This is a genomic window from Photobacterium iliopiscarium, from assembly GCF_003026395.1.
Lineage (GTDB): Bacteria > Pseudomonadota > Gammaproteobacteria > Enterobacterales > Vibrionaceae > Photobacterium > Photobacterium iliopiscarium.
On sequence record NZ_PYOO01000001.1, the window covers coordinates 42,799 to 65,774 of the forward strand.

The 22,976-nt window shown below is 37.3% G+C and carries 19 protein-coding genes; 12 read left to right on the forward strand and 7 right to left on the reverse strand.

The window, feature by feature from the left end; genetic code table 11:
* Positions 1-7: 7 nt before the first annotated feature.
* Positions 8-1,330: a paraquat-inducible protein A gene (locus tag C9J51_RS00215; RefSeq protein WP_045037896.1), complete on the reverse strand. Its 1,323-nt coding sequence runs from the start codon at positions 1,328-1,330 to the stop codon at positions 8-10.
* A 917-nt stretch (positions 1,331-2,247) separates the two neighbouring features.
* Between C9J51_RS00215 and C9J51_RS00220 the strand changes: the two genes are divergently transcribed.
* Positions 2,248-3,537, forward strand: a complete 1,290-nt coding sequence (locus tag C9J51_RS00220; RefSeq protein WP_170073300.1) for a diguanylate cyclase domain-containing protein — start codon at positions 2,248-2,250, stop codon at positions 3,535-3,537.
* Between the two features lie 68 nt (positions 3,538-3,605).
* Here C9J51_RS00220 and C9J51_RS00225 read toward each other — a convergent pair whose 3' ends face one another.
* The 3 genes from C9J51_RS00225 to C9J51_RS00235 form a co-directional block, all read right to left on the reverse strand.
* Entirely contained in the window at positions 3,606-4,028 is a 423-nt protein-coding gene (locus C9J51_RS00225) for a PACE efflux transporter (RefSeq protein ID WP_045037874.1), read from the reverse strand.
* Between the two features lie 113 nt (positions 4,029-4,141).
* On the reverse strand, positions 4,142-5,137 hold the full coding sequence (locus tag C9J51_RS00230) for a RelA/SpoT domain-containing protein (protein WP_107274772.1): 996 nt from the start codon (positions 5,135-5,137) through the stop codon (positions 4,142-4,144).
* A gap of 154 nt (positions 5,138-5,291) precedes the next feature.
* Complete coding sequence (locus C9J51_RS00235) at positions 5,292-5,513, reverse strand: KTSC domain-containing protein (protein ID WP_045037872.1); 222 nt, start codon at positions 5,511-5,513, stop codon at positions 5,292-5,294.
* A 203-nt stretch (positions 5,514-5,716) separates the two neighbouring features.
* Here C9J51_RS00235 and C9J51_RS00240 point away from each other — a divergent pair, with 203 nt between their 5' ends.
* The 4 genes from C9J51_RS00240 (at position 5,717) to C9J51_RS00255 (ending at position 10,528) form a co-directional block, all read left to right on the forward strand.
* A complete protein-coding gene (locus C9J51_RS00240) occupies positions 5,717-6,703 on the forward strand; it encodes a CobW family GTP-binding protein (protein WP_045040563.1) in 987 nt (328 codons plus the stop codon).
* A gap of 116 nt (positions 6,704-6,819) precedes the next feature.
* Positions 6,820-8,205, forward strand: a complete 1,386-nt coding sequence (locus tag C9J51_RS00245) for a TldD/PmbA family protein (protein ID WP_107274773.1) — start codon at positions 6,820-6,822, stop codon at positions 8,203-8,205.
* On the forward strand, positions 8,205-9,548 hold the full coding sequence (locus C9J51_RS00250; RefSeq protein WP_107274774.1) for a TldD/PmbA family protein: 1,344 nt from the start codon (positions 8,205-8,207) through the stop codon (positions 9,546-9,548). The genes C9J51_RS00245 and C9J51_RS00250 overlap by 1 nt, the downstream gene beginning before the upstream one ends.
* Before the next feature lie 179 nt (positions 9,549-9,727).
* Entirely contained in the window at positions 9,728-10,528 is an 801-nt protein-coding gene (locus C9J51_RS00255) for a TOBE domain-containing protein (RefSeq protein WP_045040562.1), read from the forward strand.
* Between the two features lie 554 nt (positions 10,529-11,082).
* On the opposite strand, the gene C9J51_RS00265 is transcribed toward C9J51_RS00255, so the two are convergent.
* Positions 11,083-11,817 (reverse strand): beta-ketoacyl-ACP reductase, encoded by a 735-nt coding sequence (locus tag C9J51_RS00265; RefSeq protein WP_045040561.1) that lies wholly within the window; start codon positions 11,815-11,817, stop codon positions 11,083-11,085.
* Positions 11,818-12,043: 226 nt separating this feature from the next.
* Here C9J51_RS00265 and C9J51_RS00270 point away from each other — a divergent pair, with 226 nt between their 5' ends.
* Positions 12,044-12,961, forward strand: coding sequence for a LysR family transcriptional regulator (locus C9J51_RS00270; protein ID WP_107274775.1), 918 nt, complete (start codon positions 12,044-12,046; stop codon positions 12,959-12,961).
* 73 nt (positions 12,962-13,034) lie between these two features.
* Here C9J51_RS00270 and C9J51_RS00275 read toward each other — a convergent pair whose 3' ends face one another.
* Complete coding sequence (locus tag C9J51_RS00275) at positions 13,035-14,999, reverse strand: DEAD/DEAH box helicase (RefSeq protein WP_045040560.1); 1,965 nt, start codon at positions 14,997-14,999, stop codon at positions 13,035-13,037.
* A 743-nt stretch (positions 15,000-15,742) separates the two neighbouring features.
* On the opposite strand from C9J51_RS00275, the gene C9J51_RS00280 reads away from it, so the two are divergent.
* From C9J51_RS00280 to C9J51_RS00295, 4 genes are all read left to right on the forward strand, one after another.
* Positions 15,743-17,755 (forward strand): exoribonuclease II, encoded by a 2,013-nt coding sequence (locus tag C9J51_RS00280; protein ID WP_045040559.1) that lies wholly within the window; start codon positions 15,743-15,745, stop codon positions 17,753-17,755.
* Positions 17,756-17,873: 118 nt separating this feature from the next.
* Entirely contained in the window at positions 17,874-18,458 is a 585-nt protein-coding gene (locus tag C9J51_RS00285; RefSeq protein WP_045040590.1) for a DUF1415 domain-containing protein, read from the forward strand.
* A 133-nt stretch (positions 18,459-18,591) separates the two neighbouring features.
* Positions 18,592-19,851, forward strand: coding sequence for a GGDEF domain-containing protein (locus C9J51_RS00290; protein WP_045040558.1), 1,260 nt, complete (start codon positions 18,592-18,594; stop codon positions 19,849-19,851).
* Positions 19,852-20,012: 161 nt separating this feature from the next.
* Positions 20,013-20,195, forward strand: coding sequence for a hypothetical protein (locus C9J51_RS00295; RefSeq protein ID WP_045037862.1), 183 nt, complete (start codon positions 20,013-20,015; stop codon positions 20,193-20,195).
* A gap of 52 nt (positions 20,196-20,247) precedes the next feature.
* Here C9J51_RS00295 and C9J51_RS00300 read toward each other — a convergent pair whose 3' ends face one another.
* Entirely contained in the window at positions 20,248-20,547 is a 300-nt protein-coding gene (locus C9J51_RS00300) for a PepSY domain-containing protein (RefSeq protein WP_231579432.1), read from the reverse strand.
* Positions 20,548-20,859: 312 nt separating this feature from the next.
* On the opposite strand from C9J51_RS00300, the gene C9J51_RS00305 reads away from it, so the two are divergent.
* Together C9J51_RS00305 and C9J51_RS00310 are read left to right on the forward strand one after the other, a co-directional pair.
* Positions 20,860-22,245 (forward strand): class II fumarate hydratase, encoded by a 1,386-nt coding sequence (locus C9J51_RS00305; RefSeq protein WP_107274776.1) that lies wholly within the window; start codon positions 20,860-20,862, stop codon positions 22,243-22,245.
* A 186-nt stretch (positions 22,246-22,431) separates the two neighbouring features.
* Entirely contained in the window at positions 22,432-22,938 is a 507-nt protein-coding gene (locus C9J51_RS00310; RefSeq protein ID WP_045037860.1) for a hypothetical protein, read from the forward strand.
* Positions 22,939-22,976: the final 38 nt, after the last annotated feature.

Consider the following 22,976-nt stretch of genomic DNA (forward strand, 5'->3'; position numbering starts at 1 on the left):
TGCTTTCTCATTTATGTACACTAGGCACTACTAAATTGGATTCAGTAGCATCTAACTCTGAATCTTGTTTATATGATTTACCTTTAGGTATCCAAAATACCCGTGGATCAAAACTCATGGCTGACAGCATCGTAAATATCACCACAATTGCAAAACATAATGCGGCAGGCCCTGGTGAGATTGCCATTACATTTTGTAACTGTACTAACGCCACTAAGATGGCAACCACAAAAATATCAACCATAGACCAACGACCAATAAATTCGGTCATGCGATATAATTTCAAACGCTTAATAGCGACATTAGCAGAATTATCGTCTTGTTTACCCGCACAGAAATACAACCATGCTAAGGTAAACATTTTTGCCATTGGAATAAAAATACTGGCCATAAAAATGACTAATGCAATTGGCCACGAACCCATTTTCCAAAGTAATACTACACCGCCTAAAATTGTAGAGCCTTCCGTTTGGCCTAAACTCACGGTATACATCATTGGATACAAATTAGCAGGAATATAAAAAACGATAGACGCAATTAAATACGCCCAAGCATATTGCAATGAATGGCTAGCATCGAAAACATGTAATCGGCTATCACAACGTAAACAACGTGCATGATGGGTTGTTGGCATTGGATTTATTTGATTACAAGCATGACATCCAACATGGTTATTATCCATGTGTGTATCACCATCATGAACCCCTGACACAGGAACCATGGCAAAAAATTGATCCCACAACCATGTTCTATCAACTAACGAAACACATTTAACAACTAATACACTATAAAGACAAAAAGCCCAAAACGAATTACCTAAGCCAATGTGTGCTAACGCTGAAATTTTAACAAGGCTAACTAACACACCGATTAAAAACACATCAACCATTAGCCATGGTTGAATTTTAAATAATATTCGACATAAAAATTTAATCCAACTACGCGCATGAATAATATGACCAATATGTTTTACTTTTTTAGCCGTATAATAAAGATATAAAACTAACACGATATAGGCCGCAGGAAAGATAATTACTGTTGTCATTAATAAAATAGCTAATACGCTATTTTCAAAATGTTGTAATGTTTCCGCTGCATTTAATAGCGTAATTTGATGCCCCATGCCATTAACAGTAAAAGATAAAAAGGGAAATGAAAGACTTAATGTTAGCATGATCAAACACGCGATACCGTAAGCAACTGGGCGTTGAAAAGGCAAACTAACGGCTTTTATTAAAGTATGACCACAACGAGGGCACGCTGCTTTTTCACCTTCATTTAAATTAGGGATATCAACAACTAACCCACACTCTTCACACGCAATCATCATCGATTGTTGCACGTCAACCGCCTTTCGTGCGAGTTTTCTTTGTTTACTCAACGTACATCACCCATGACAAATAAATCTGATAGTATAGTTTACTAACATGTTAAAAATCATTTTCAAAAAATAGACAAATACCCAGCAAATCTCTCGCTGACCACCCCAAACACCATCATTTCTTTCACTAATAATCTATAGTATTGCATACGATTACTGTAGGATATGCAAATTATTTAATCATAGTAAAACTCAATAAAATAATTACAACTAATGTATTAAACATCAAAAAATTAACCATAAAAATCAAGTTATTAATATAAGCAATTGTTATATATTATTTATATACCTCGATTACTCATGACAACTCATTGCTATCTTTTACTACAGTATTTTATTTTGAACGGTATACATTATAACAGTATTCTTGCTTTATGCTGCATTACATTTAACAACTGCTGATTTAAAATTTTGCTCTTCTTTTAAATGCTGATTTGTGATGCTTCATTCAATAAAGAATAATCATCCAATAAAAAGCGATTTTTTCATACAAAAATACTGTCAGGTACTAACTTATTAACTTTTATACCTTTTTAAGCCTCAAGTATGACAAATTGTTACAAATAAAGACTTTCCACTCGCATTTCAAAAACAGTAAAATAACCTTTAAATATGTATAAATACATTACCTGATAAAAAGACACCACTTCATGAACATTAGTCATAGTATTAAAAAGAAAATAACTCAATACATTTTACTATGCTTAAGCTTATTAGTTATATTTAATCTTAGCTATTGGTCTTATAACCAATATAACAACATACAAAAATTACTTATACGGAATAGAGCAGTAACAGAAAATAATATTTTAACCATCATTAGCAAACACACTGACCTACTAACTGCAATTTCTAATGATGTTATCATGAAAGATATGTCATTATTATCACAGAAAATTGAAATTATTCGTCCTTACCAAGAAGCATTTAATATCGAAACACTAGGCATTACCGATATTAAGGGTAATGCAGCAACAACCTATCGGAAAAATATTGAAAATATAAACTATCGTCATTATTTCCAACAAGCAATACAGCAAAAAAAATTAACCATTAGTAATTTAATTTATTCCCCTATTTCTAACAGCTATGTCTATATAATATGTAACTATTTCAATAACCTTATAAAGGAAGGAACTATTTTTGCATCTGTTTCATATGCAGAGATCAATTATGCGTTAGCTTACCAAGAAAATACCAGCATCAAAAATAGCATCTTAACTGACTGCAAAGACACTAATAACTGTGAAGACACTAATACACTCAAGAAAGATAATATTTATTCTTCATTAAGCAACAAACAAATATTACATAATATTAATGATAAAAGTACATTTAATTATCATGTTATAAATAATAAAAACCAACTTGAAATATTATCATTACATCCATTAAAAAATACCCCTTGGTATTTAGTTACAACACTTAACTATAATCAATATTTAAAAGATAAAGTTCTTTTTATGATTATTAATATTTTTATCTCTATTATCGCATCAATCGCTATTGGCTATTACCTAATGAAAAAAGTATCTATCATCACCTCCCCGATAGATGCATTTATTCAAGAAAGCACCTCTATTATTCCGATTCAATCACTATCAAAAAACAGTAATATCGATATGAATCATCATTTTAAAAACATCATTAGCACAACTAAAGATGGTGTCTATTGCTCTCGAACAAATTTACTAAACCGTAAGTATTTCATTCAACATGCAAACATTACGCTTCAAAAGTGTCATCAAAAATTAGCACTACTTTTTATTGATCTTGATAACCTTAAAACCATCAATGACACTCTAGGTCACTATTACGGCGATGATGTTATTCGTATCTTTGCTCAACATGTGAAGTCATTTTTTAATAATCCAATCGATTTAATTGGTCGTTTTGGTGGCGATGAATTTATTGTATTAACCAGTGGTTTCAATAATGAAACAGATTTAATCAATATATTAGAAATGCTTATTAGCCAACTTAATGGTTCTGTGAGTAATGGTGATATCGTCATTCCGTTTTCAGCATCTATTGGTGTCGCAGTGACAGATAACCAAACACACGATATCGAACAATTGATCAACAATGCAGATCAAGCGGTTTATGACAGTAAGAAAAAAGGTAAAAATTGTTATAGTTTTTATGTTGATCATTAATATAATGTGCCAATAAAAAAGCCCTTAATGATATCAACATTAGGGGCTTTTTTTTACATTATTCAATTTTAATCTTGTTGCATTTCTGGTATTGGAAATAAGCGATCATAAGCAATGTTATAAACATATGCATAAATAAGATAAAAAAGTACCATTCCAATATCAAGCACAAAAGCTTCCCATAATGTCACTTTTAGCGCCCAAGATAAAATCGGAATAGTCACAAAAAGAAGGCCAGCTTCAAATCCAATACTGTGAAGAATACGAATGATAGTCGTTTTCGCCGCTGTTTTATAACGACGATAAAGCATACGGTCAAACCATATATTATAAATATAGTTCCACCCTGTTGCTAAAATTGAAAACGCAATTCCGACAACACCAACATGACTACCATCAAACCCAAATTGACTTAATACAAGCACCAATAAGATTAAGCCAATAACTTCAAAACAAACCGCATGGCGAATACGATCCAACCGCGTTCTCATCAAAAATTTCCTCAGTACATTTATTTTTATAATTGATAACTTTTATGCATACCACTATAAATGTTTTTTTGCTATTAACAAGCTAGAATCCATCCGAAAAAGAGATAGAACAACTATTTATCTAACAACTCAGAAGCTTTACAACAACGCTGACTTACTGTCGCTACCGACGTTAATATATTAGCGTTGATTGATTGCTGTAACGCTTTTTTATCCGTTTGTAATTGCATCACTTGCAGACGAAGTTGATCTATAACCAACTGAGAATTATGCTGTTTTTCAGACTGTTCTTCTAACCTTTGAAATAGTGTTTCTACATCACTCGCATTGGTTTCTGTTCCATTGGACAATGCCATCAATGTTTGTTGTCGCTGTGTTGCTTCTACAGCCAGTTGTCTTACAAACGATCCCATTTCATCAGCAGATCCAACAAGACGATTAAATATTAATAAAAAAGAACAAATTTCCGCATCAGTAGAAAAATTAGGATAACGTATTTTATGATCTATTTCTGTCCATGCTTCCTCAAAAATAGTTCTAACTTGTACTTCAGTAAAAATAGGTCGTTGTTGTAATTCACTACCAAACACATAATGCAATGACCGATAACCTGCTGGGTGTATTTTGACTTGAATATCTGCGGGTAATTCAGCAGAAACATCATCATCACCATTTCGAACATAATAAACAGGTGGCTCTTCATATTGCCACTTACTCATTAAATAATCGTGAATGGCTAATCCATCATCTTTAAACAGATGCAACGCACGTACACCAATAAGATCAGTAACAATGGCATCATAGTTATATTGATTAATACCCAGATATTTAGCTTTAAATGTCGCACTATGTGGCTGTGTTTTTCTAACAATTTTTTCCATAAGATGCTGTGGTTTTTTTACTCGCCAACGTACAGAATGAACATGAGAACATTGTTGAATAATACGCGCATAAGACTCGGCAGTTACATTTAATGCCTCGGTTCGTTTTTCATGACATAAACCTATTGCTTTTAATGTTGCCCATGTGATTTGGCTCGCTTGCCACTGCTGCTGACTGATCCGATTCTGGTATAGAAACTCATCTTCTGTCAAAAGAGCAATACTCATTTTAGCTCACTTATTGATAAATAACATTTACATATAAATACTTATGAATAAGAAAATATTACAATGTTTGTTATTTTAATAAATAAATTAAATTATGCTTTTTACATATATTTTTCAACTCAATACGCCGTTTAAAATGATAACAAAGTTACCACTAATAACATTGCGGTTTTCTTGAGTAATTTACTCGAATCACCTGCTGGTAATACTCATCAATCGATACCGCTAACGAAAAGTGATAAAAAGCATATAACGATACATTGGTATAAACTTCATACCCGTCACGCTGACCAAAATCAATATAAAGACAATTATTGGTCGTATCATGACCTATCTTTTTTATCGAATCAGAACTCACAATAAACCAATTAATCATTCATATTCACCGTCTATTCATTGAATAATTAATCATGCCAAAAACGTTATAACATACCCACCTTTTTTTAGTTTGCACCATTTTTGCAGTCAAAAACGGCACTTAACTAACGCTTCATCCAGTTATACTAGTTACTTTAGTGCTGCTCACGTAAACTGGCATTATTATTTTTGTACTCCATCGTTTAGGAATTGAGTAAAAACATGAAACGCATTCCAACAAATATTATTACTGGTTTCTTAGGCGCAGGTAAAACCACCGCTATTCTTTCTTTGCTTTCACGTAAGCCTGAACATGAAAAGTGGGCAATTTTAATCAATGAATTTGGCAATGTTGGCGTCGATGGTGCTATTTTAGAACAGCAAGGGGCGATTATTAAAGAAGTCCCTGGTGGCTGTATGTGCTGTGTGGCAGGCTTGCCAATGTCAGTGGGTATTAATGCACTGCTAGCACAAAAACCTGACCGTTTATTACTTGAACCAACAGGTTTAGGCCACCCTAAAGAAGTGATTCATAAATTAACCTCAGAAAGCTACCGTAACTATGTTGATTTACGTGCAACTATCACGGTCGTTGATCCGCGCCATTTTGCAGAGAACATTTATACCGACAATATTAATTTTCAAGACCAACTCGCACTGGCTGATGTTGTCGTTGCCAACAAAATCGATCAATGTGACGATTTTGATTTATACACTTTCCAAACTGCAATGGAAAAAGCCGAACCTCAAAAAGCACTCATTGCTGAAGTTGAACATGGCCGACTTGAACTTGAATGGTTAGATATTGAGCGAACAGACCGCCAAGCACAACATAGCCACCATCATGGTCACGACCAAGCAGAACCACTACCAGAATTAGAATTAGCGCCAGGACAACAATTTATTCGTAAAGAAAATCATGGTCAGGGATACCACAGTTGCGGCTGGTTCTTTGCCGCTGATCAATTATTTGAATTCTCAAAATTATTTAGCTTATTCTCCAACCTTAGTGCTAACCGTATTAAAGCCGTGGTAAATACTGAAAATGGTTGTTTTGCCTTTAACGTTGTTAATCAAGTTGTGTCAGTAAATGAACTCTCACTAGAAGGATTTGAATCGCGTATTGAAGTTATTGATAGTGAGATCTTACCGTGGGATGAACTGGAAAATATTCTGTGTTCAATCACTGCAAATACGGTAGCTAAATAATCTAATTAATCCGTCGTTATAGATTCATCGCTCATACCAATTGCAGTAATAGTGAGAAATTTTATCACTTTACTGCTAGGTTATAAAATAGAGCTCATAAAAAGAAGGGAGCACAAATGCTAAACCCTAATACTGCTAAAACAGTCATTGATCACGCACTATTTCTTGGTGCTGATTTTGCTGAATTATTTGTCGAACATCATCAATCAAGTTCTGTTCAACTGATCTCTGCTGAAATTGATAAAGTTAACTCAGGCATTGATTTTGGTATTGGTATCCGTCTGTTTTTTGGACATAAAGTCCTCTACGGCTACACTAATAGTACAGACGAAGAAGAATTAAAACGCGTCACGTCTTTACTTGCAGCAAAAGATAAACGCGACCAAATATTAACCGCGGGTTCTTTAAATTTAAGCCGTTATAACAATCAACATAGCTGTCAATTACCGCTAAGCCAAGACACCAATATGGCGGCTAAAATTGCCTTTTTACGCCAAGCAGATCAAGCAGCCCGCGCTGAAAACGAAAAAATCGCCCAATTTATAGGTAGCGTTGCGCAACGTGAACAGCAAATTGAGATTTTCAACTCAGAGGGTCTTCATATTGGTGACACGCGCCATTACACTCGAATTTCTGCTAATGCTGTTGCACAAAATGGTTCTGAGCAATCAACAGGTTACGAAGCACCGGGTGCATTTACAGGGTGGGAATTTAATACTCACCTTGACGCACAAAAGTTAGGCCATGATGTTGCACAGCAAGCAATGGTCAAGCTGTTTGCAGAAGCCTGTCCATCAGGTGAAATGCCCGTCATTATTGGTAATGGCTTTGGTGGCGTGATCTTCCACGAAGCCTGTGGCCACTTACTTGAAACCACTTCTGTCGCTAAAAAAGCCTCCGTTTTTTACGATAAAATGGGCGACATAATTGCCAATTCAGTAGTGAATGCTGTCGATGATGGCACCATGACTAACCAATGGGGTTCAATCAACATTGATGATGAAGGCATGGAAACCCAACGTACTCAACTGATTAAAGACGGTAAACTAACTAGCTTTATGGTCGATCGTATGGGGGGCTTAAAAACAGGCTTTGAACGTACCGGTTCAGGTCGTCGCGAATCTTATAAGTTTGCCCCAACTTCACGTATGCGTAATACCTTTATTGAACCTGGCACAAGCACTCTCGATGATATGCTTGCGAGTGTTGAACGCGGTATTTATGCTAAGAAAATGGGCGGCGGCTCCGTTCAACCGGGTACGGGTGAGTTTAATTTTGCCGTCCAAGAAGCGTATTTAGTTGAGAACGGTAAAATCACTAAGCCACTAAAATCAGCAACCTTAATCAGCACTGGCCCTAAAGTATTGAAAGAAATCAGCATGATTGGTAATGATTTTGCACTCGCGGCTGGTATGTGTGGCTCGGTAAGTGGCTCGGTGCCAACAAGTGTCGGCCAAGCGGCATTGAAAGTGGATAATATTCTTGTGGGAGGTGGCAACTAATGACAGATCAAAATGCACTACAACAAGCCATTGATTACGTACTTGATCGGGTTAAAGCGCAAGATGCCGCTGCCGATGTTATTGCAAACCGTAGTAACAATTTTTCATTAAAAGCAAATCAAGGTGAACTTGACGAATATAAAGTAACGTCAGGTCAAGTCATTGGTGTTCGCGTGATTAAAGATCAGCGCACCGCTACCAGTTATTCTGAATCACTGGATCTCGCTAGCCTTGATTTAATGGTCAATAATGCCTTAATCAACGCACAATACTCTCAACAAGATCAACATCAAAAAATCAGTTGTCTTGATAGCCGTCTAGCTACCATTGAGCCCGAAGTTTATCAAATTGAAACCGCAACGGTTGATGATAAAATTGCTCTCGCATTGTCATTAGAACAAGGAGTAGTCACTAAACCTCACGCAAAGAGCGCGCCTTATAATGGTTTTGCTGAATCCGATAACCATGTCATTTTAGCCAATACCGAAGGAACATTATGCAGTCATAATGAGCGTTCAACGTATTGCTACGCTTACACTCTATATGAAAAAGACGGTAAACAAGCAATGCATGGTGGAATGTCATCTGGGCGTTTATTTCATCAATTAGATCCGTTTTATTGTATTAACCATGGCTATGACATGGCACAAGCATTATTAGACGGAGCACCCATTGCGAGTAAACATTATTCGGTAATATTTACTCTCAGTGCACTGAGTAATTTATTTTCAGCCTATGGCATGTGTCTATCAGGGCAAGCGGCCATGAAAGGAATAAACCCTTGGCGTGATGCGCTTCACTCTCAAGTTGCGAGCCCACTGCTAACCATAACTGATACGGCGTATGTAAATGGCGGCTTTGCAATTAAAGCCTTTGATAGCGAAGGATTTGCAACCCGCGACACACGATTGATTGGTGACGGTAAGTTACAGAGCTTATTACATAATAGTCACACAGCGAGTTACTTTGGTATTGAGAATACAGCAAACGGTTCTCGATCGGCTAAAGGTGGATTAGGTGTTGGAGGAAGCCACACCGTCATCAGTGCAGGTAGCAGTTCTGATGCGGAAATTACTGCTGGAGAATACTTAGAGTTAGTTGAATTACAAGGGGTTCATTCAGGTGCAGATGCCGTGAGTGGTGATTTCTCATTTGGTGCGAGTGGTTTTCTCTGCCGTGACGGACAACGCTTACAAGCAGTTCGTGGTATTACTGTTGCCGGTAATTTCTACCAAATGATCAAAGAAATTGATGCTGTAGGAAACCAACTTGATAATGACTATAGCCGCAGTTTCTATGCTCCTAAAATACGCTTCTCTCGCTTAAATATCGCAGGAAAATAATACAATTTAACCTGATTAAACCTTACTGATGTTCTTCATCAGTAAGGTTTTTTTTTGCGCCAACTCAAATACTTGTCCATTATTATCGTTACAACTAACAATCTCTATTATTAGATTTAAAATCTTTCACAAAATGCGATAACATAGAAAAAACACCTAATAAGAATGAGAATAAGACCATGAATCTTACTGCCATTGCAACACTACAAATGAATAATAAGATGTTTGCCAATCCACGTCGTATCGCACTATTAAAAGCCATTGATACCACAGGCTCTATTAGTCAGGGCGCTAAATTAGCAGGCATTAGCTATAAAGCAGCCTTTGATGCCATTAAAGATATGAATAATAACAACGAACAACCGTTAGTTAATTGTGAGAAAGGCGGTAAAGGTGGTGGTGGTGCGACACTAACACGATTTGGTCAACGTCTGATCCAGATGTATGATCTTTTAAATAAAATTCAAGACATGGGCTTACAAGCACTTAACGATGAAAATGCACCATTAGATAGTCTACTCGGTATTATGAGTCGCTTTTCATTACAAACCAGCGCGCGTAATCAATTATTTGGCCATATTCACGCAATTGAAACCCATGATTTACATGATGTCGTTACCATTGCCATTACCGAGCAGCATAATATCCTAGCAACAATCACCCATGGCAGTACCCTACGTTTACACCTCAAACAAAATAAAGATGTAGTCACGTTAATCAAAGGTCCAGCAATTACAATTTGTAGCGAAGAAAATTTAATTCATGGAAAGCGAGATCGATTTGATAACCAATTACTCGGCACAATCACGGCAATGAAGCAAGATCGCCAATCAACAGAAATTACGATTAGCTTAACCGACGAAATCAGTATTTGTGCTTTTGTTGATAATCAAGATTTAATGGATGAAACATTACGTTTAGGAATGCCTATTTACGCTTTATTCCACTCTACTCATGTAATTGTCGCAAGCATGAGATAAAGAATCAGTCTGTCGTAAAAAACAGCTAATGCTCAAAGGAATGAGCTGATATGATTAATTATCATGTAAAACTAAGCTGCATTCTGCTGAAAAAGCATTGTAGTTAAAGCCTTTACTTATACAATCTGTAAAACGAGCATAATCCTCGTACTGTTGCACAATAATCAAACCGCTAGCAACAAACACAAACATTAAGGCTGTTATATTCAACCAAATTTTTTTTTGCTTAAGTGACCAAAAAAAAAGTGTAACCGATAATGGCGTACACGCAATGCTTATAAACCACAGTGTAGATGATGAAAATATCACTATACATAACCGCTAAAATATACTTAACACCGTAGCATTTTAAGGCTTTTTTTGCTTAAATATTAGTTTTAATTTCAAAATCATCCTTATTTTACAATAAAATAACACAAATAAAGATCTCACAGAGAAAATCATCATTTCTATTCTTTTATTCCTGCCCTATTATATAAAAATCATTGCATCTATTGCTATTAGGTACCAATAAACACAATGATTTTAGAATAACGTTTAATCATAGTTCATCACTAAATAACAAGACCACCATCAACTTTCAATACTTGTCCGGTAATGAAGCTTGATTGAGCACTCGCTAAAAATAATGCGCAATTAGCAATATCTTGAGCTTTACCCATGCGCTTTAGTGGTGTTTTTGACGTCATATGCTTAATCACTTTTTCGGGTAAATCAATAGTCATCGGCGTTTCTACAAACCCTGGAGCAATACAATTTGCACGTACTTGTGCACCTTTACGGGCAAATTCTTTCGCCCATGATTTCGTCATCGCGATAACGCCCGCTTTCGTTGCCGCATAATTAGTTTGACCTATATTTCCGTCTGTACCTACGACAGATGACATAGTAATAATGGAACCACTGCCTGTTTGCATCATCGTTGGAGCAATCGCTTGGGTCATATTAAAGACACCTTTGAGATTAACATCCATAACCAGATCCCAATCAGACTCGGTCATTTTATCAATCAAATTATCACGTGTAATTCCTGCATTATTGACTAAAACATCAATATGACCATATTGTTCTGTTAACTGTTTTACTGCTTTAGCAACCCCTTCTCGATCACAAACATTAAGCTCTAATGCTGTGACGTTTGGGAACTGTTGTTCTAAATCAGCCATCATGCCCATATTCATATCACAAGCAATGACACGAGTTGCATTTTGACGAGCAAAGGTTTCAACAATACAACGACCAATTCCTTGCGCTCCACCTGTGACGAGACAAACCTTACCTGTTAGCATATATTTTCCCTTATATTATCGTCTTATAATCAAATTAAAACGTAGTGCTCAATCTCTAGTTTAGATAACTTTCATTTAAACATTAGCCTCAATATAACAAGACACAATTGCAAAAATGACACACTTATAATTAAATCTAACCACAAACAATGCAACAATACGCATATTTAGTATACTCTAATCATTGTTCGTTAATACCAATTTACTTATTGATACAGAGAAAGTAATGCTAGATAAAATCATTTTTTTTCTTCATGTTGTTCGATGTCAATCCATCACCGAAGCGGCTAAGCAATACGGCATTTCACCATCGGCGGGTAGCCGTTGGATCACTGAACTTGAAGAAACGATGGGGATAAGCCTAGTAAAACGCACAACCCGTAAAATTTCTATCACCCAGACGGGGCAACATTTATTTCAACGTTTTACACAAATTAATACTCAAATTAACGAAATACTTAATGAAATTCAAACACTTAGCCAGGAAGATAGTGGCACGATTAAAGTGGCATCCACCCCACTATTTGCTAAATATTATTTAAGTAGCATTATCGGTGAATATGTCAGTGATAACCCGAATATTAATTTTGTAATCATTGAGACGGCATTTGAGGTGGATAATGTTCATGAAGTCGATTTTGCAATCCGCGCTAATGCAACGTATCGAGGCTTTCAAGATAAAGATAGTCTGCTAGTTAAACGTACTTTATTACGTGAACCGCTAAAAGCATGTTGTTCTCCCGCTTATATTGCACGTTACGGACAACCAATAATACCTAACGATTTAAAAAAGCATTTATGTTTATTTGCGACCACACTGGTGGGAGGAAACAGATGGATTTTCGAGCAAGATGGTGAATATAATTCAGTGCAAATTTCACGGACAGTGGAAGTTGATGACAGTGAGATTTTAAAAAATATCGCGTTATCTGGTGGTGGGATTGCTTATTTACCTTACAGTTTAATCCAAGAAGATTTACAGCAAAATAAATTAGTCTCAGTGTTAAATAACTATATCAGTAGTGAATTTGAATTAAGTTTATATTACAAACCGAGAAAACATATGCCGGTCCGTTGCGCTAATTTTAAAGAATATTTATTAAAACGTGTTACTGATATAAATCTTAGTCGTAACGTTAATTAATTAGCTCTATACCTCAAAAAAAGGCATAAAAAAAGCCAGACTTTCGTCTGGCTTTTTATCACACTAGCGCAAATTATGCATCAGTACGTGGTTTACGGTCGCCCGCTGGACGTGCTGCTGCACCATCACGGTTGCCACGGTAGCCACCACGAGTGTCGTTGCCACGGTTGCGATCGAAACGACGCTCGCCACCACGTTCACCGCCACGGTTGCCTTCGCGATTGCCGTCACGGCTACCACGATGACCAGTACGCTCACCACCACTGCGGTTTGCATCACGGTTACCAGTGCGTGGACGATGTTCACGTAACACTTCACCTTCAACAACAACTGCTTGAACGTCATTCTGACGAATACGTAGTTTCTTCAATTGTGCTGTAACTTCTGCTGTCATCTTCTTAGGAAGTTGAACAAAAGTGTGTGAAGGAGCAAGTTTAATCGCACCGATGAACTCTTTGCTTAAGCCAAGTTCGTTTGCGATTGCGCCAACGATATCTTTAACTTGAACACCTTGCTCACGACCAACTTGTAACTGGTAAGTATCCCAATCAGCGCTGTTGAAAGTGCGACGTTCGCCACGCTCACCACCACGTTCAGGACGATCACCACGGCGTTCGCCACGATCAGGACGGTCACCACGACGGTCGCCACGATCATCACGATCACCACGACGCTCACGACGTTGTGATTCACGCTCAATAGCTGCTAGCATTGGATCTGGACCTTTATAGAATAAAGGACGGTTACCTTGCTGGCGCTGAAGAAGCATTGCTGCTAGTGTTGCTGCATCAACATCAATTGACTCTTGTAGTTTAGCTACTAGTTCAACGAATGCATCTACATTAGTTTGTTCTTTTTGTGCAGCTAGTTCTTCACCTAAACGGTTTAGACGAGATGCAGCAACTAGATCACGTAGAGGAAGTTGGATTTCTTCCATACGAGACTTAGTAACACGCTCAATAGTACGTAGCATGCGGATTTGGTTAGTACGAACCAATAGGATCGCTTTACCTTCACGTCCAGCACGACCAGTACGACCGATACGGTGAATGTATGATTCAACATCAAATGGGATGTCATAGTTGAATACGTGTGTAATACGTGCAACGTCTAGGCCACGTGCTACAACGTCAGTTGCAACTAGAATATCAATCACGCCACGTTTGATATGATCAACAGTACGCTCACGTAGCGACTGAGGAATATCACCGTGAAGTGCCGCAGCTTTAAAGCCACGAGAAGATAACCAATCAGCTAGACGCTCAGTATCTTGACGAGTACGAACGAATACGATTGATGCATCTGTATTTTCAGTTTCAAGAAGACGACTCATTGCTTCGTCTTTCTCTACGCCTTTAACAATCCAAAATTGTTGAGATACTTGAGCAACAGTACGGTTTTCACCTGCAACGTCGATGCGTGCTGGATCACGTAGGAAACGATCAACGATTTCTTTAACGATTGGAGGCATAGTTGCAGAGAAAAGTACACGCTGTGCAGTTTCTGGTGCTTGTTCCATGATCCAAGTAACGTCGTCAACGAAACCCATTTTTAGCATTTCATCAGCTTCATCAAGAACGAAAGTAGATACTTCGTCTAGGTGAAGTTGCTTACGTGTAATAAGGTCTTTAACACGACCCGGTGTACCAACAACAATGTGAGCACCATTTTTTAGTGCACGCATTTGATCAACGATAGAAGCACCACCGTAAATCTCAAGAACCTTAAGTCCCTTGATGTTTTGACCAAGAACTTTAATTTCTGCAGCAACCTGAATTGCAAGCTCACGTGTTGGAGCCATAACAATAGCTTGTGGCTTATGCTGAGAAAGATTAATTTTATTCAGTACAGGCAACGAGAACGCTGCTGTTTTACCAGTACCCGTCTGTGCTTTACCAAGCGCATCCGTACCAGTTAGAAGTAGAGGTATTGACGCCGCCTGGATAGGTGTAGGCGAAACGAAACCCATAGAGTCTAGTGCGGATAATAGTGTGTCGGCCAAATCTAGTTGGCGAAATTCTGTAACAGTTTCTTGCATTGGGATCCCAATATATGATCAACTTAAAAACGGGGCCCCTTTGCTACAGAGGGTTCTGCAACAGCAACCACTAGCACGGGCCTCGACTAATAGTGGCGTATTGTGGGCTAATACTTGATAAAAAGCCAGAAAAAATTGAACAACGTCACAAAATAACTCACAAACACCTATTTATTGAACAAATAGTATATCTGACAAACATTTTTTAATTTTATACAGATTATCAAATGACTATGTTGTTGAAAATAAGAGCAATAGTTAACCCTGCTGCCAAACTTAATCTATTAAACTTAATTTTGACATTAGATTAGGGTAATCTTTTATTAGCGTTTTTATATTACCGCTTTTTTTGTTCCTTCTTTATATAAGTGTTTTTTTTGATTTTTTACCCTTCGCGATCATTTATCGACAATAGACACTATTACCTATTGTTTTATAATGATTTTAAACAAACAAATCAACATTGATTTATGTGAATTTAGTGCTACCAAAACGTAAAAAAGCTATATATGCCGTTTTAAGGTTATTTTCTGTTTCTAGTTGATATTTTCTTTATTATTTATATTTATTATCATATGTTGTCATTAAATATTTACTTTATGACACAAAATGCAAAATATAAAATATAACTCATTGATTGTAAGATAAATCATGATACAAGATGAAAATTAAAACAGTCAAATCTTGGTTTTATATGTCCAAAAACGTATAGTGTCTATGTCGATAATCTGAGACCAGACATAATGTTTCAAGATAACCCGCTGTTAGCACAGCTAAAAAAGCAAATACAAGAAACACTTCCTAAAAAGGAAGGTTACATCAAAGCAACGGATCGTGGCTTTGGCTTTCTAGAAACTGATAACAAAGAAAGCATCTTCATTCCGCCAACATATATGAAAAACGTTATGCACGGTGATCGTGTTATTGCCGTTCTTCGTACTGAAAAAGAGCGTGAAGTTGCTGAACCACAAGAGCTTGTTGAACAAGCGATTACACGCTTTATTGGGCGTGTGAAACTGATCCGTAATCGCCTACATGTCATTCCAGATCACCCTCAATTAAAAGAAGCGATTAAAGCACGTGCCATAAAAGGCCTTAATCCTGAAACATTAAAAGAAGGTGATTGGGTTGTTGCTAAGCTTACTCAACACCCTCTAGCAGGTAGCAATCAACCATTTTTCTGCGAAGTGAATCAAAAAATCACTGACAGTAATGACAAAATTGCACCTTGGTGGGTCACTCTTGCACGTCATCAACTACCGAATGCAGAACCTGCACCTCAAGATAGTTGGACCATGCTTGATGACGGTATTGAGCGCCAAGATTTAACAGATTTACCTTTCATTACTATTGATGGCGAATCAACTAAAGACATGGATGATGCCTTATATACTGTCGCTAAAGATGACGGTAGCTATGAAATCACCATTGCGATTGCTGATCCTACCTCTTACATTGCCGTTGGCGATAAGATGGACGATGAAGCACGTGAACGTGGGTTTACCATTTATCTTCCTGGCCGTAACATTCCAATGCTGCCACGCGAGCTAAGTGACGAATTATGTTCGCTTATCGAAAATGAAAAACGCCCAGTTCTATGCTGCCGTGTTTCTATCGATAATACGGGTGTTATTCAGAATGACATCACGTTCTTTGGTGCATGGATCAAATCTCAAGGCCGCTTATCTTATGACAATGTTTCTGACTTCCTTGAAAATGGGCATTGTGATAATTGGATGCCAAACGCAGCGATAGAACAACAAATTGTTGCTCTACAAGGTTTTGCAACATTACGTGCTGATTGGCGTATGGCAAATGCGGTGGTATTCCCAGATCGTCCAGATTACCGTTTTGAGTTAAGTGAAGATAACGACGTAGTCGCGATTCATACCGATTTACGTCGTATTGCTAATCGCATGATCGAAGAAGCGATGATCACTGCCAACATTTGTGCAGGTCGTGCTTTACAAGAAAAATTTGCAACGGGTGTATTTAACGTTCATAGCGGTTTTCATCAAGAAAAACTTGATACTGCAATGGAATTTATTACTAACGCAGAAGCACCATTTACTAAAGAAGAAATTGTTACTTTAGAAGGTTTTAGTGCATTACGTCGTTGGTTAAATACACTAGATAGCACTTATCTTGATAACCGTTTACGTAAATTCCAAGCTTATAGTGAAGTGGCTAATATACCAGCACCGCACTATGCAATGGGTCTAGATGTTTACGCAACATGGACATCACCTATTCGTAAATACGGCGATATGATCAATCACCGTTTACTTAAAGCATTAATCACAGGCAATGAGCCAACACAGAAACCAGATGATAACGTAGGTGATGAGATTGCTAATCACCGTCGTCGTCATCGTATGGCAGAACGTGATGTATCTGATTGGCTATACGTACGTTTACTTAAAGATGCAGTGAAAAACGAAACTGTCTTTAAAGCTGAAATCTTTGATATTAACCGTGCAGGTATGCGTGTACGCCTACTTGAAAATGGCGCAGCGGCATTTATTCCAGGTTCGCTAATTGTTGATAACAAAGAACGTATTGTATGTAGCGGTGAGCTTGGCATTATCAATATTGATGGTGTTAAAGAATACCAACTAGGTGATACATTTGATGTGAAGCTAACGGAAGTTCGCGCGGCTACACGTCAATTAGTAGCAAAGCCTGTACAACAATATCCAGCACCACAAGTCACACCAGTGCCGGAAAAAGCTACAGACGCACCAGAAAAAGCATAACGCTGTAAATCGGCTTTACTGCAATACAAGGCCAGTTAATGCTGGCCTTTTTTACACCTTGCACACTATTATTCCAATATAAATAATTAATAGAAGTCAGCCCTCAATGTCAAATAATATGCCTGAAAACAATAATCAAATAAACAACACATCAGAAAATTGTCAACTTATTGAGCAACAAGTAAAACAATGGCTTGAAGATGTCGTCATCGGACTTAATTTATGCCCTTTTGCCGCCAAGCCTAATCGCAATAAACAAATCAGAATATTTGTCAGCGAAGACGATAATGAAAATGATCTGCTTGAAACCATTTATATGCAGTTCAAAGAGTTAGACGAAACCCCACCAGAAACCCTTGAAACGATTTTAGTGGTTGCTCCTTATTTATTTAAAGAATTTGATGACTACAATCAATTCCTTGATCTTATTGAAGGGCTAGTGGTTCAATTAGGTAAAAGTGGCACCTACCAAATTGCCAGTTTCCACCCTGATTACTGTTTCTATGGTGCAGAACCTGATGATGCAGAAAACTTGACTAACCGTTCACCTTATCCGGTATTTCACCTTATTCGTGAAGAAAGCATGGCAAAAGTGATTAAGCACTACCCTAACCCAGAAGCCATTCCAGATCGTAATATCGAATGTGTTGAAAACTTGACCCCAGAACAAATGCGTCAATTATTTCCTTACCTCATTAAATAACACACCGTTTTCTCTACAAGTCATTACCGCTCAAGTGTAAACACCAAAAAATGGCGACAGTATCGAATTATTGTCGTTATTTATTTGTTATCTTAATAGCCTATTACGTTTTCTGTTTAGGGCTCACTGTTAAATGCTGTTATTGTCTCGCCTACACTCACCCAATACACGTTTTATACTGCCCTTACTTATCACCGCTCTGATGATTATTTTTCATCCATTCTTCACTCCGTTTGTCGTTACCTATTCACAGTTATGGATCAATCTTCCTTTTATATTACTGGGTGCTGTTGTTATCTTAAATTATAAGCAACCTCAAGCTCAAAGCGGGTTTATTGCCATTATTATGTTGGTCGCTTATAGCGTTATTCTTTATTGGCTACAAATATCATTAGTGAATACCGACACTAAATTAATCTTTTGTCTTTTAGCAACCTTGTTACCCATTAATCTCTTTTTATTGCGTTTTATCCATTTACCTAAATTACTGTCTGTTGGCACTGGCGTCCTCTTGTTATTGCTTATGATCCAATGTGCTATTGGCGCCACCATTGGTTATTTCTATCAACAAGACTTTTCAAACTGGCAGCACATCCACCTCTTCACTTACCACAACATTTCATCGCTACCATTACTTTTAATTATCTTTAACCTTGCCGTGTGTTGTGCTGCTGGTGCATTAGCGGTTAAATATCACCGTAGAATTGATCGCCATATCTTTATCTGTAGCTTATTAACAACAACCACTTTTATCTTTTTTCATTACCAGTTAATTTCAAGCAGTGCCTTTATTCTCTGCGCGCTATTTCTATTAATCGATCTCACTTATACTCACTATCAACAAAGCTTTCGTGACCCATTAACGCAACTGGCAGACCACCGAGCACTAGCACAAGCGTTAACGCAATTACCCGCCAATTACACCATTGCAGTATTCGATATTGATAATCCAACCACCATCATTAACAAGCATCAGTCACAAGCAATTAATGATATACAAGGTTCTATTGCCGCCATCTTAACGGAGCAAACTCAACTATCCCCACATCTCTATTTTGTCGCGCAGCAGTTTATTGTGATTTTTGAGCATAAAAAAATAGCCGACTGTCAGGCCATAATAGAACAACTGCAACAAGCTATTACCTCAGAAAAACACACGATAGCACCCATAATAATCGAACCTCAGCCACAACAAATAGCAACAACAGTTAAGAAACCACGAAAAAAAGCCATCAAAGTCAGTGTTAGCGCAGGGATGTGTAGTGCGAATACCGAGCAAACAACCGCCGCAGTATTGCAGCAAGCGATTGATGTATTGCAAACAGCACGCCAAAAGAATAAGAAAAAACAACAAATCTATATTGTAGAAAATAATGATGACACATTGTGTTAACGATAAGACCACGTAATAAAACAAGCTTAAATATGAATGCTTTTATTTAATTAGACTAATCAACTAATCAAATCTCATCATTCACCCAACTCATTATTTGAAATTTTAGTATAAGATAAATAAGACGCTATATTTAATAGTCGCTAAACGGGAGGATTAGAATGAATAACCAAGATAGAATTGAGGATATGGAACAAAAAATATCTATTGCCTATCAAGAAGGTCATTTTGAACAAGCTAAGGCTCTTGAAAAGACACTTAAACGTATTCGAGGCCATCATAATTTATATGATGAAAACGATCCATACTCCCTAGAAGGCCGAATATTTGACGACGAAGAATAGCATCACAATGGATAAGTAAGGACACAATCCCCTTGCTTATCCATTGCATACTTTATTGTATTTCTTCACCGTGTGTTTTCTCATGTAAAATAATGCCAGAATATAAATCCATTTCTAGCTCAACTGAATCACCGACTCTATTACGCGCCTTTACTGCAATTTCATTATGCTTACGTTCAATCTTAATCATTCTAAAATCGTAATAACCATCAGATTCAAGTTGTTTCATGGCACTTGGAACACTTAACATTTTAACCACGGTTGTATCTACTGGATCTGCATGAACAACATAGCTTTGTAATAAACAACACATACCACTACTAATAAATAGCACTTTGACACGTCTGATCATTTCCCCTCCTATATAGCATTATTGCTAGTATTAACATTAACCAAAGAAATATTTTCCTCTTTTAAAATAAGCAAAAATTGCACCATGAATCAGAAAATATCTATTTTTATTTATTATGCACTACACACAATACATTATAAAAACAGTTTGATATCACAGCAAATAACAGTGTATTAGCAAACTATGATATAAATAAAAATCCACTTAAACAGTGGCCTATAATAACTTATCGTCTAATAGTAAGAAGTAACAATAGCGTCGAATCCACGTCCATTACTATTATGAAACTTCACCAATTTAAAGGATAACATTATGTCCGTATTACATCGTATCGAAACTGATAGCATGGGTGACGTTGAAGTCCCACAAGACGCGCTTTATCAAGCACAAACACAACGTGCAATTAATAACTTCCCGATGAGTAATTTAACCATGCCCCATGCTTTTATTCAGGCGCTTGCCTATGTAAAACAAGCGGCAGCGCGTACTAACCTTGAATTACAATTGATAGATGATAAAACTGCACATGCCATTATCGACAGTTGCCAGCTGATCATTGACGGTGCTCACTACGATCAATTCCCGATTGATGTCTTTCAAACAGGATCGGGTACCAGTTCAAATATGAATGCTAACGAGGTGATTGCAACCCTAGCCTCACAACAACTAGGCATAACAATTAGCCCTAATGATGATGTAAACCGAGGTCAAAGTAGCAACGATGCTATTCCAACCGCAATCCAAGTAAGTGCTGCCATAACCTGCCACCAGCAATTATTACCCGCATTAAAACATTTAGAACAAGCATTAGAAAATAAAAGTCAGCAACTCCGCGACTGTGTAAAAACAGGCCGTACCCATTTAATGGATGCGATGCCGATTACGTTTGGACAGGAATTAGGCGGATGGAAAAGTCAAATTGAACATGCGCGGTATGGTATTGAGCAAGCTTTAGAAAATGTATCCGCACTAGCTCAAGGTGGAACGGCAGTTGGAACGGGCATCAATACTCACCCACATTTCTCTGCTATTTTTGCTAAAAATATTGCGATTGCAACCGCCGTGCCATTTACGACTAGCAGCAATTTCTTTTATAGCATGAGCAGCCAAGATGCTGTTGTTGCTTTATCTGGTCAATTAAAAACCCTCGCTGTTGCCATAATGAAAATATCCAATGATCTACGTTGGATGAATTCTGGCCCATTAGCCGGTCTAGGTGAAATTGAATTAGAGCCACTACAACCCGGTTCATCCATTATGCCCGGTAAAGTAAATCCCGTGATCCCAGAGGCGGCAGCAATGGTGGCAGCACAAGTCATCGGTAATGACGCAACAATTACCGTTGCAGGTCAATCTGGCAATTTCCAACTCAATGTAATGCTGCCAGTTATTACCTATAATTTATTGCAAAGTATTACTTTATTAGCCACAACTGCGGTGCAATTAGCAGATAAAGCCATTGCTACGTTTACCGTCCGGAATGAACATCTCAAACAAGCGCTGAGTAAAAATCCGATTCTTATCACAGCCTTAAATCCAGTGATTGGCTATTTAAAAGCGGCGGCTATTGCAAAAAAAGCCTATAAAGAACAGCGCCCAATTATTGATGTTGCAGAACAAGAGACAGATTTAAGTCGCACCGAGCTTGAATCATTATTAGATCCTAAAAAACTCACTCAAGGTGGCATCGCAAAATAAACATTACCAACATCAGAATATAAAACGTTGTTCAATTTTGAAATATTAGTATAATGATAGAAGTATTAAGCAATAAAACGCTATTATTACTTATCCAATAATAAAACTGGATGTAACGTATAATATAAATAAACGCCAGTTCAACACCTTGTGCTGGGTATCTATTACAAGCAAAGAGCATTATTAATGAAAAAATTTGTTTTAGCCGCAGCTATCGCATCAACACTATTTTTAGCGGGTTGTAGTGATAAAGTTGACGAGTCCACAATTACTAATGTTGTTCAAACAAGTCAATATGAGCAACCTAATCTAGGTATTACTGCAAAAACAACACCTTTCGCAGTGAAGAACCTTAAGATTACTAAAGTATTACTTGATACTAAAACAGACTACAAAGCAGAAGTAAGCTACGATTTAGTTGCAAATAAAAGCTTAGACGAATTTAAAAGCTCAATGAAAGCACTAACGACTAAACCACAAACGCCAGCAGCAAAGACTACAGATACGACGGCTGACACAGCAAAAGATGACATGACATCAGCTTTGCATACATTAAAAAATAACCTAGCCGCTGAAGTTATGGTTGTTGCATTCAGTGCAAAATACGGTGATTTCAAAGCAGGACAAACCGTTGATACTGTTAATGAAACCGTATCAATGAAAAAAGTAAATGATCAATGGGTTAAAGATTAATTATCTGACCATCAATCATAAAAAACCGCCTCTTTGAA

Coding starts and splice junctions, on each gene's coding strand:
- C9J51_RS00265 (WP_045040561.1), bottom strand. CDS start 11,817: ATGCTAACAGGTAAGGTTTGTCTCGTCACAGGTGGAGCGCAAGGAATT.
- C9J51_RS00225 (WP_045037874.1), bottom strand. CDS start 4,028: ATGAGAACGCGGTTGGATCGTATTCGCCATGCGGTTTGTTTTGAAGTT.
- C9J51_RS00280 (WP_045040559.1), top strand. CDS start 15,743: ATGTTTCAAGATAACCCGCTGTTAGCACAGCTAAAAAAGCAAATACAA.
- C9J51_RS00240 (WP_045040563.1), top strand. CDS start 5,717: ATGAAACGCATTCCAACAAATATTATTACTGGTTTCTTAGGCGCAGGT.
- C9J51_RS00305 (WP_107274776.1), top strand. CDS start 20,860: ATGTCCGTATTACATCGTATCGAAACTGATAGCATGGGTGACGTTGAA.
- C9J51_RS00270 (WP_107274775.1), top strand. CDS start 12,044: ATGCTAGATAAAATCATTTTTTTTCTTCATGTTGTTCGATGTCAATCC.
- C9J51_RS00230 (WP_107274772.1), bottom strand. CDS start 5,137: ATGAGTATTGCTCTTTTGACAGAAGATGAGTTTCTATACCAGAATCGG.
- C9J51_RS00215 (WP_045037896.1), bottom strand. CDS start 1,330: ATGATGATTGCGTGTGAAGAGTGTGGGTTAGTTGTTGATATCCCTAAT.
- C9J51_RS00275 (WP_045040560.1), bottom strand. CDS start 14,999: ATGCAAGAAACTGTTACAGAATTTCGCCAACTAGATTTGGCCGACACA.
- C9J51_RS00235 (WP_045037872.1), bottom strand. CDS start 5,513: ATGATTAATTGGTTTATTGTGAGTTCTGATTCGATAAAAAAGATAGGT.
- C9J51_RS00255 (WP_045040562.1), top strand. CDS start 9,728: ATGAATCTTACTGCCATTGCAACACTACAAATGAATAATAAGATGTTT.
- C9J51_RS00285 (WP_045040590.1), top strand. CDS start 17,874: ATGCCTGAAAACAATAATCAAATAAACAACACATCAGAAAATTGTCAA.
- C9J51_RS00220 (WP_170073300.1), top strand. CDS start 2,248: ATGAAAGATATGTCATTATTATCACAGAAAATTGAAATTATTCGTCCT.
- C9J51_RS00245 (WP_107274773.1), top strand. CDS start 6,820: ATGCTAAACCCTAATACTGCTAAAACAGTCATTGATCACGCACTATTT.
- C9J51_RS00295 (WP_045037862.1), top strand. CDS start 20,013: ATGAATAACCAAGATAGAATTGAGGATATGGAACAAAAAATATCTATT.
- C9J51_RS00290 (WP_045040558.1), top strand. CDS start 18,592: ATGCTGTTATTGTCTCGCCTACACTCACCCAATACACGTTTTATACTG.
- C9J51_RS00250 (WP_107274774.1), top strand. CDS start 8,205: ATGACAGATCAAAATGCACTACAACAAGCCATTGATTACGTACTTGAT.
- C9J51_RS00310 (WP_045037860.1), top strand. CDS start 22,432: ATGAAAAAATTTGTTTTAGCCGCAGCTATCGCATCAACACTATTTTTA.
- C9J51_RS00300 (WP_231579432.1), bottom strand. CDS start 20,547: ATGATCAGACGTGTCAAAGTGCTATTTATTAGTAGTGGTATGTGTTGT.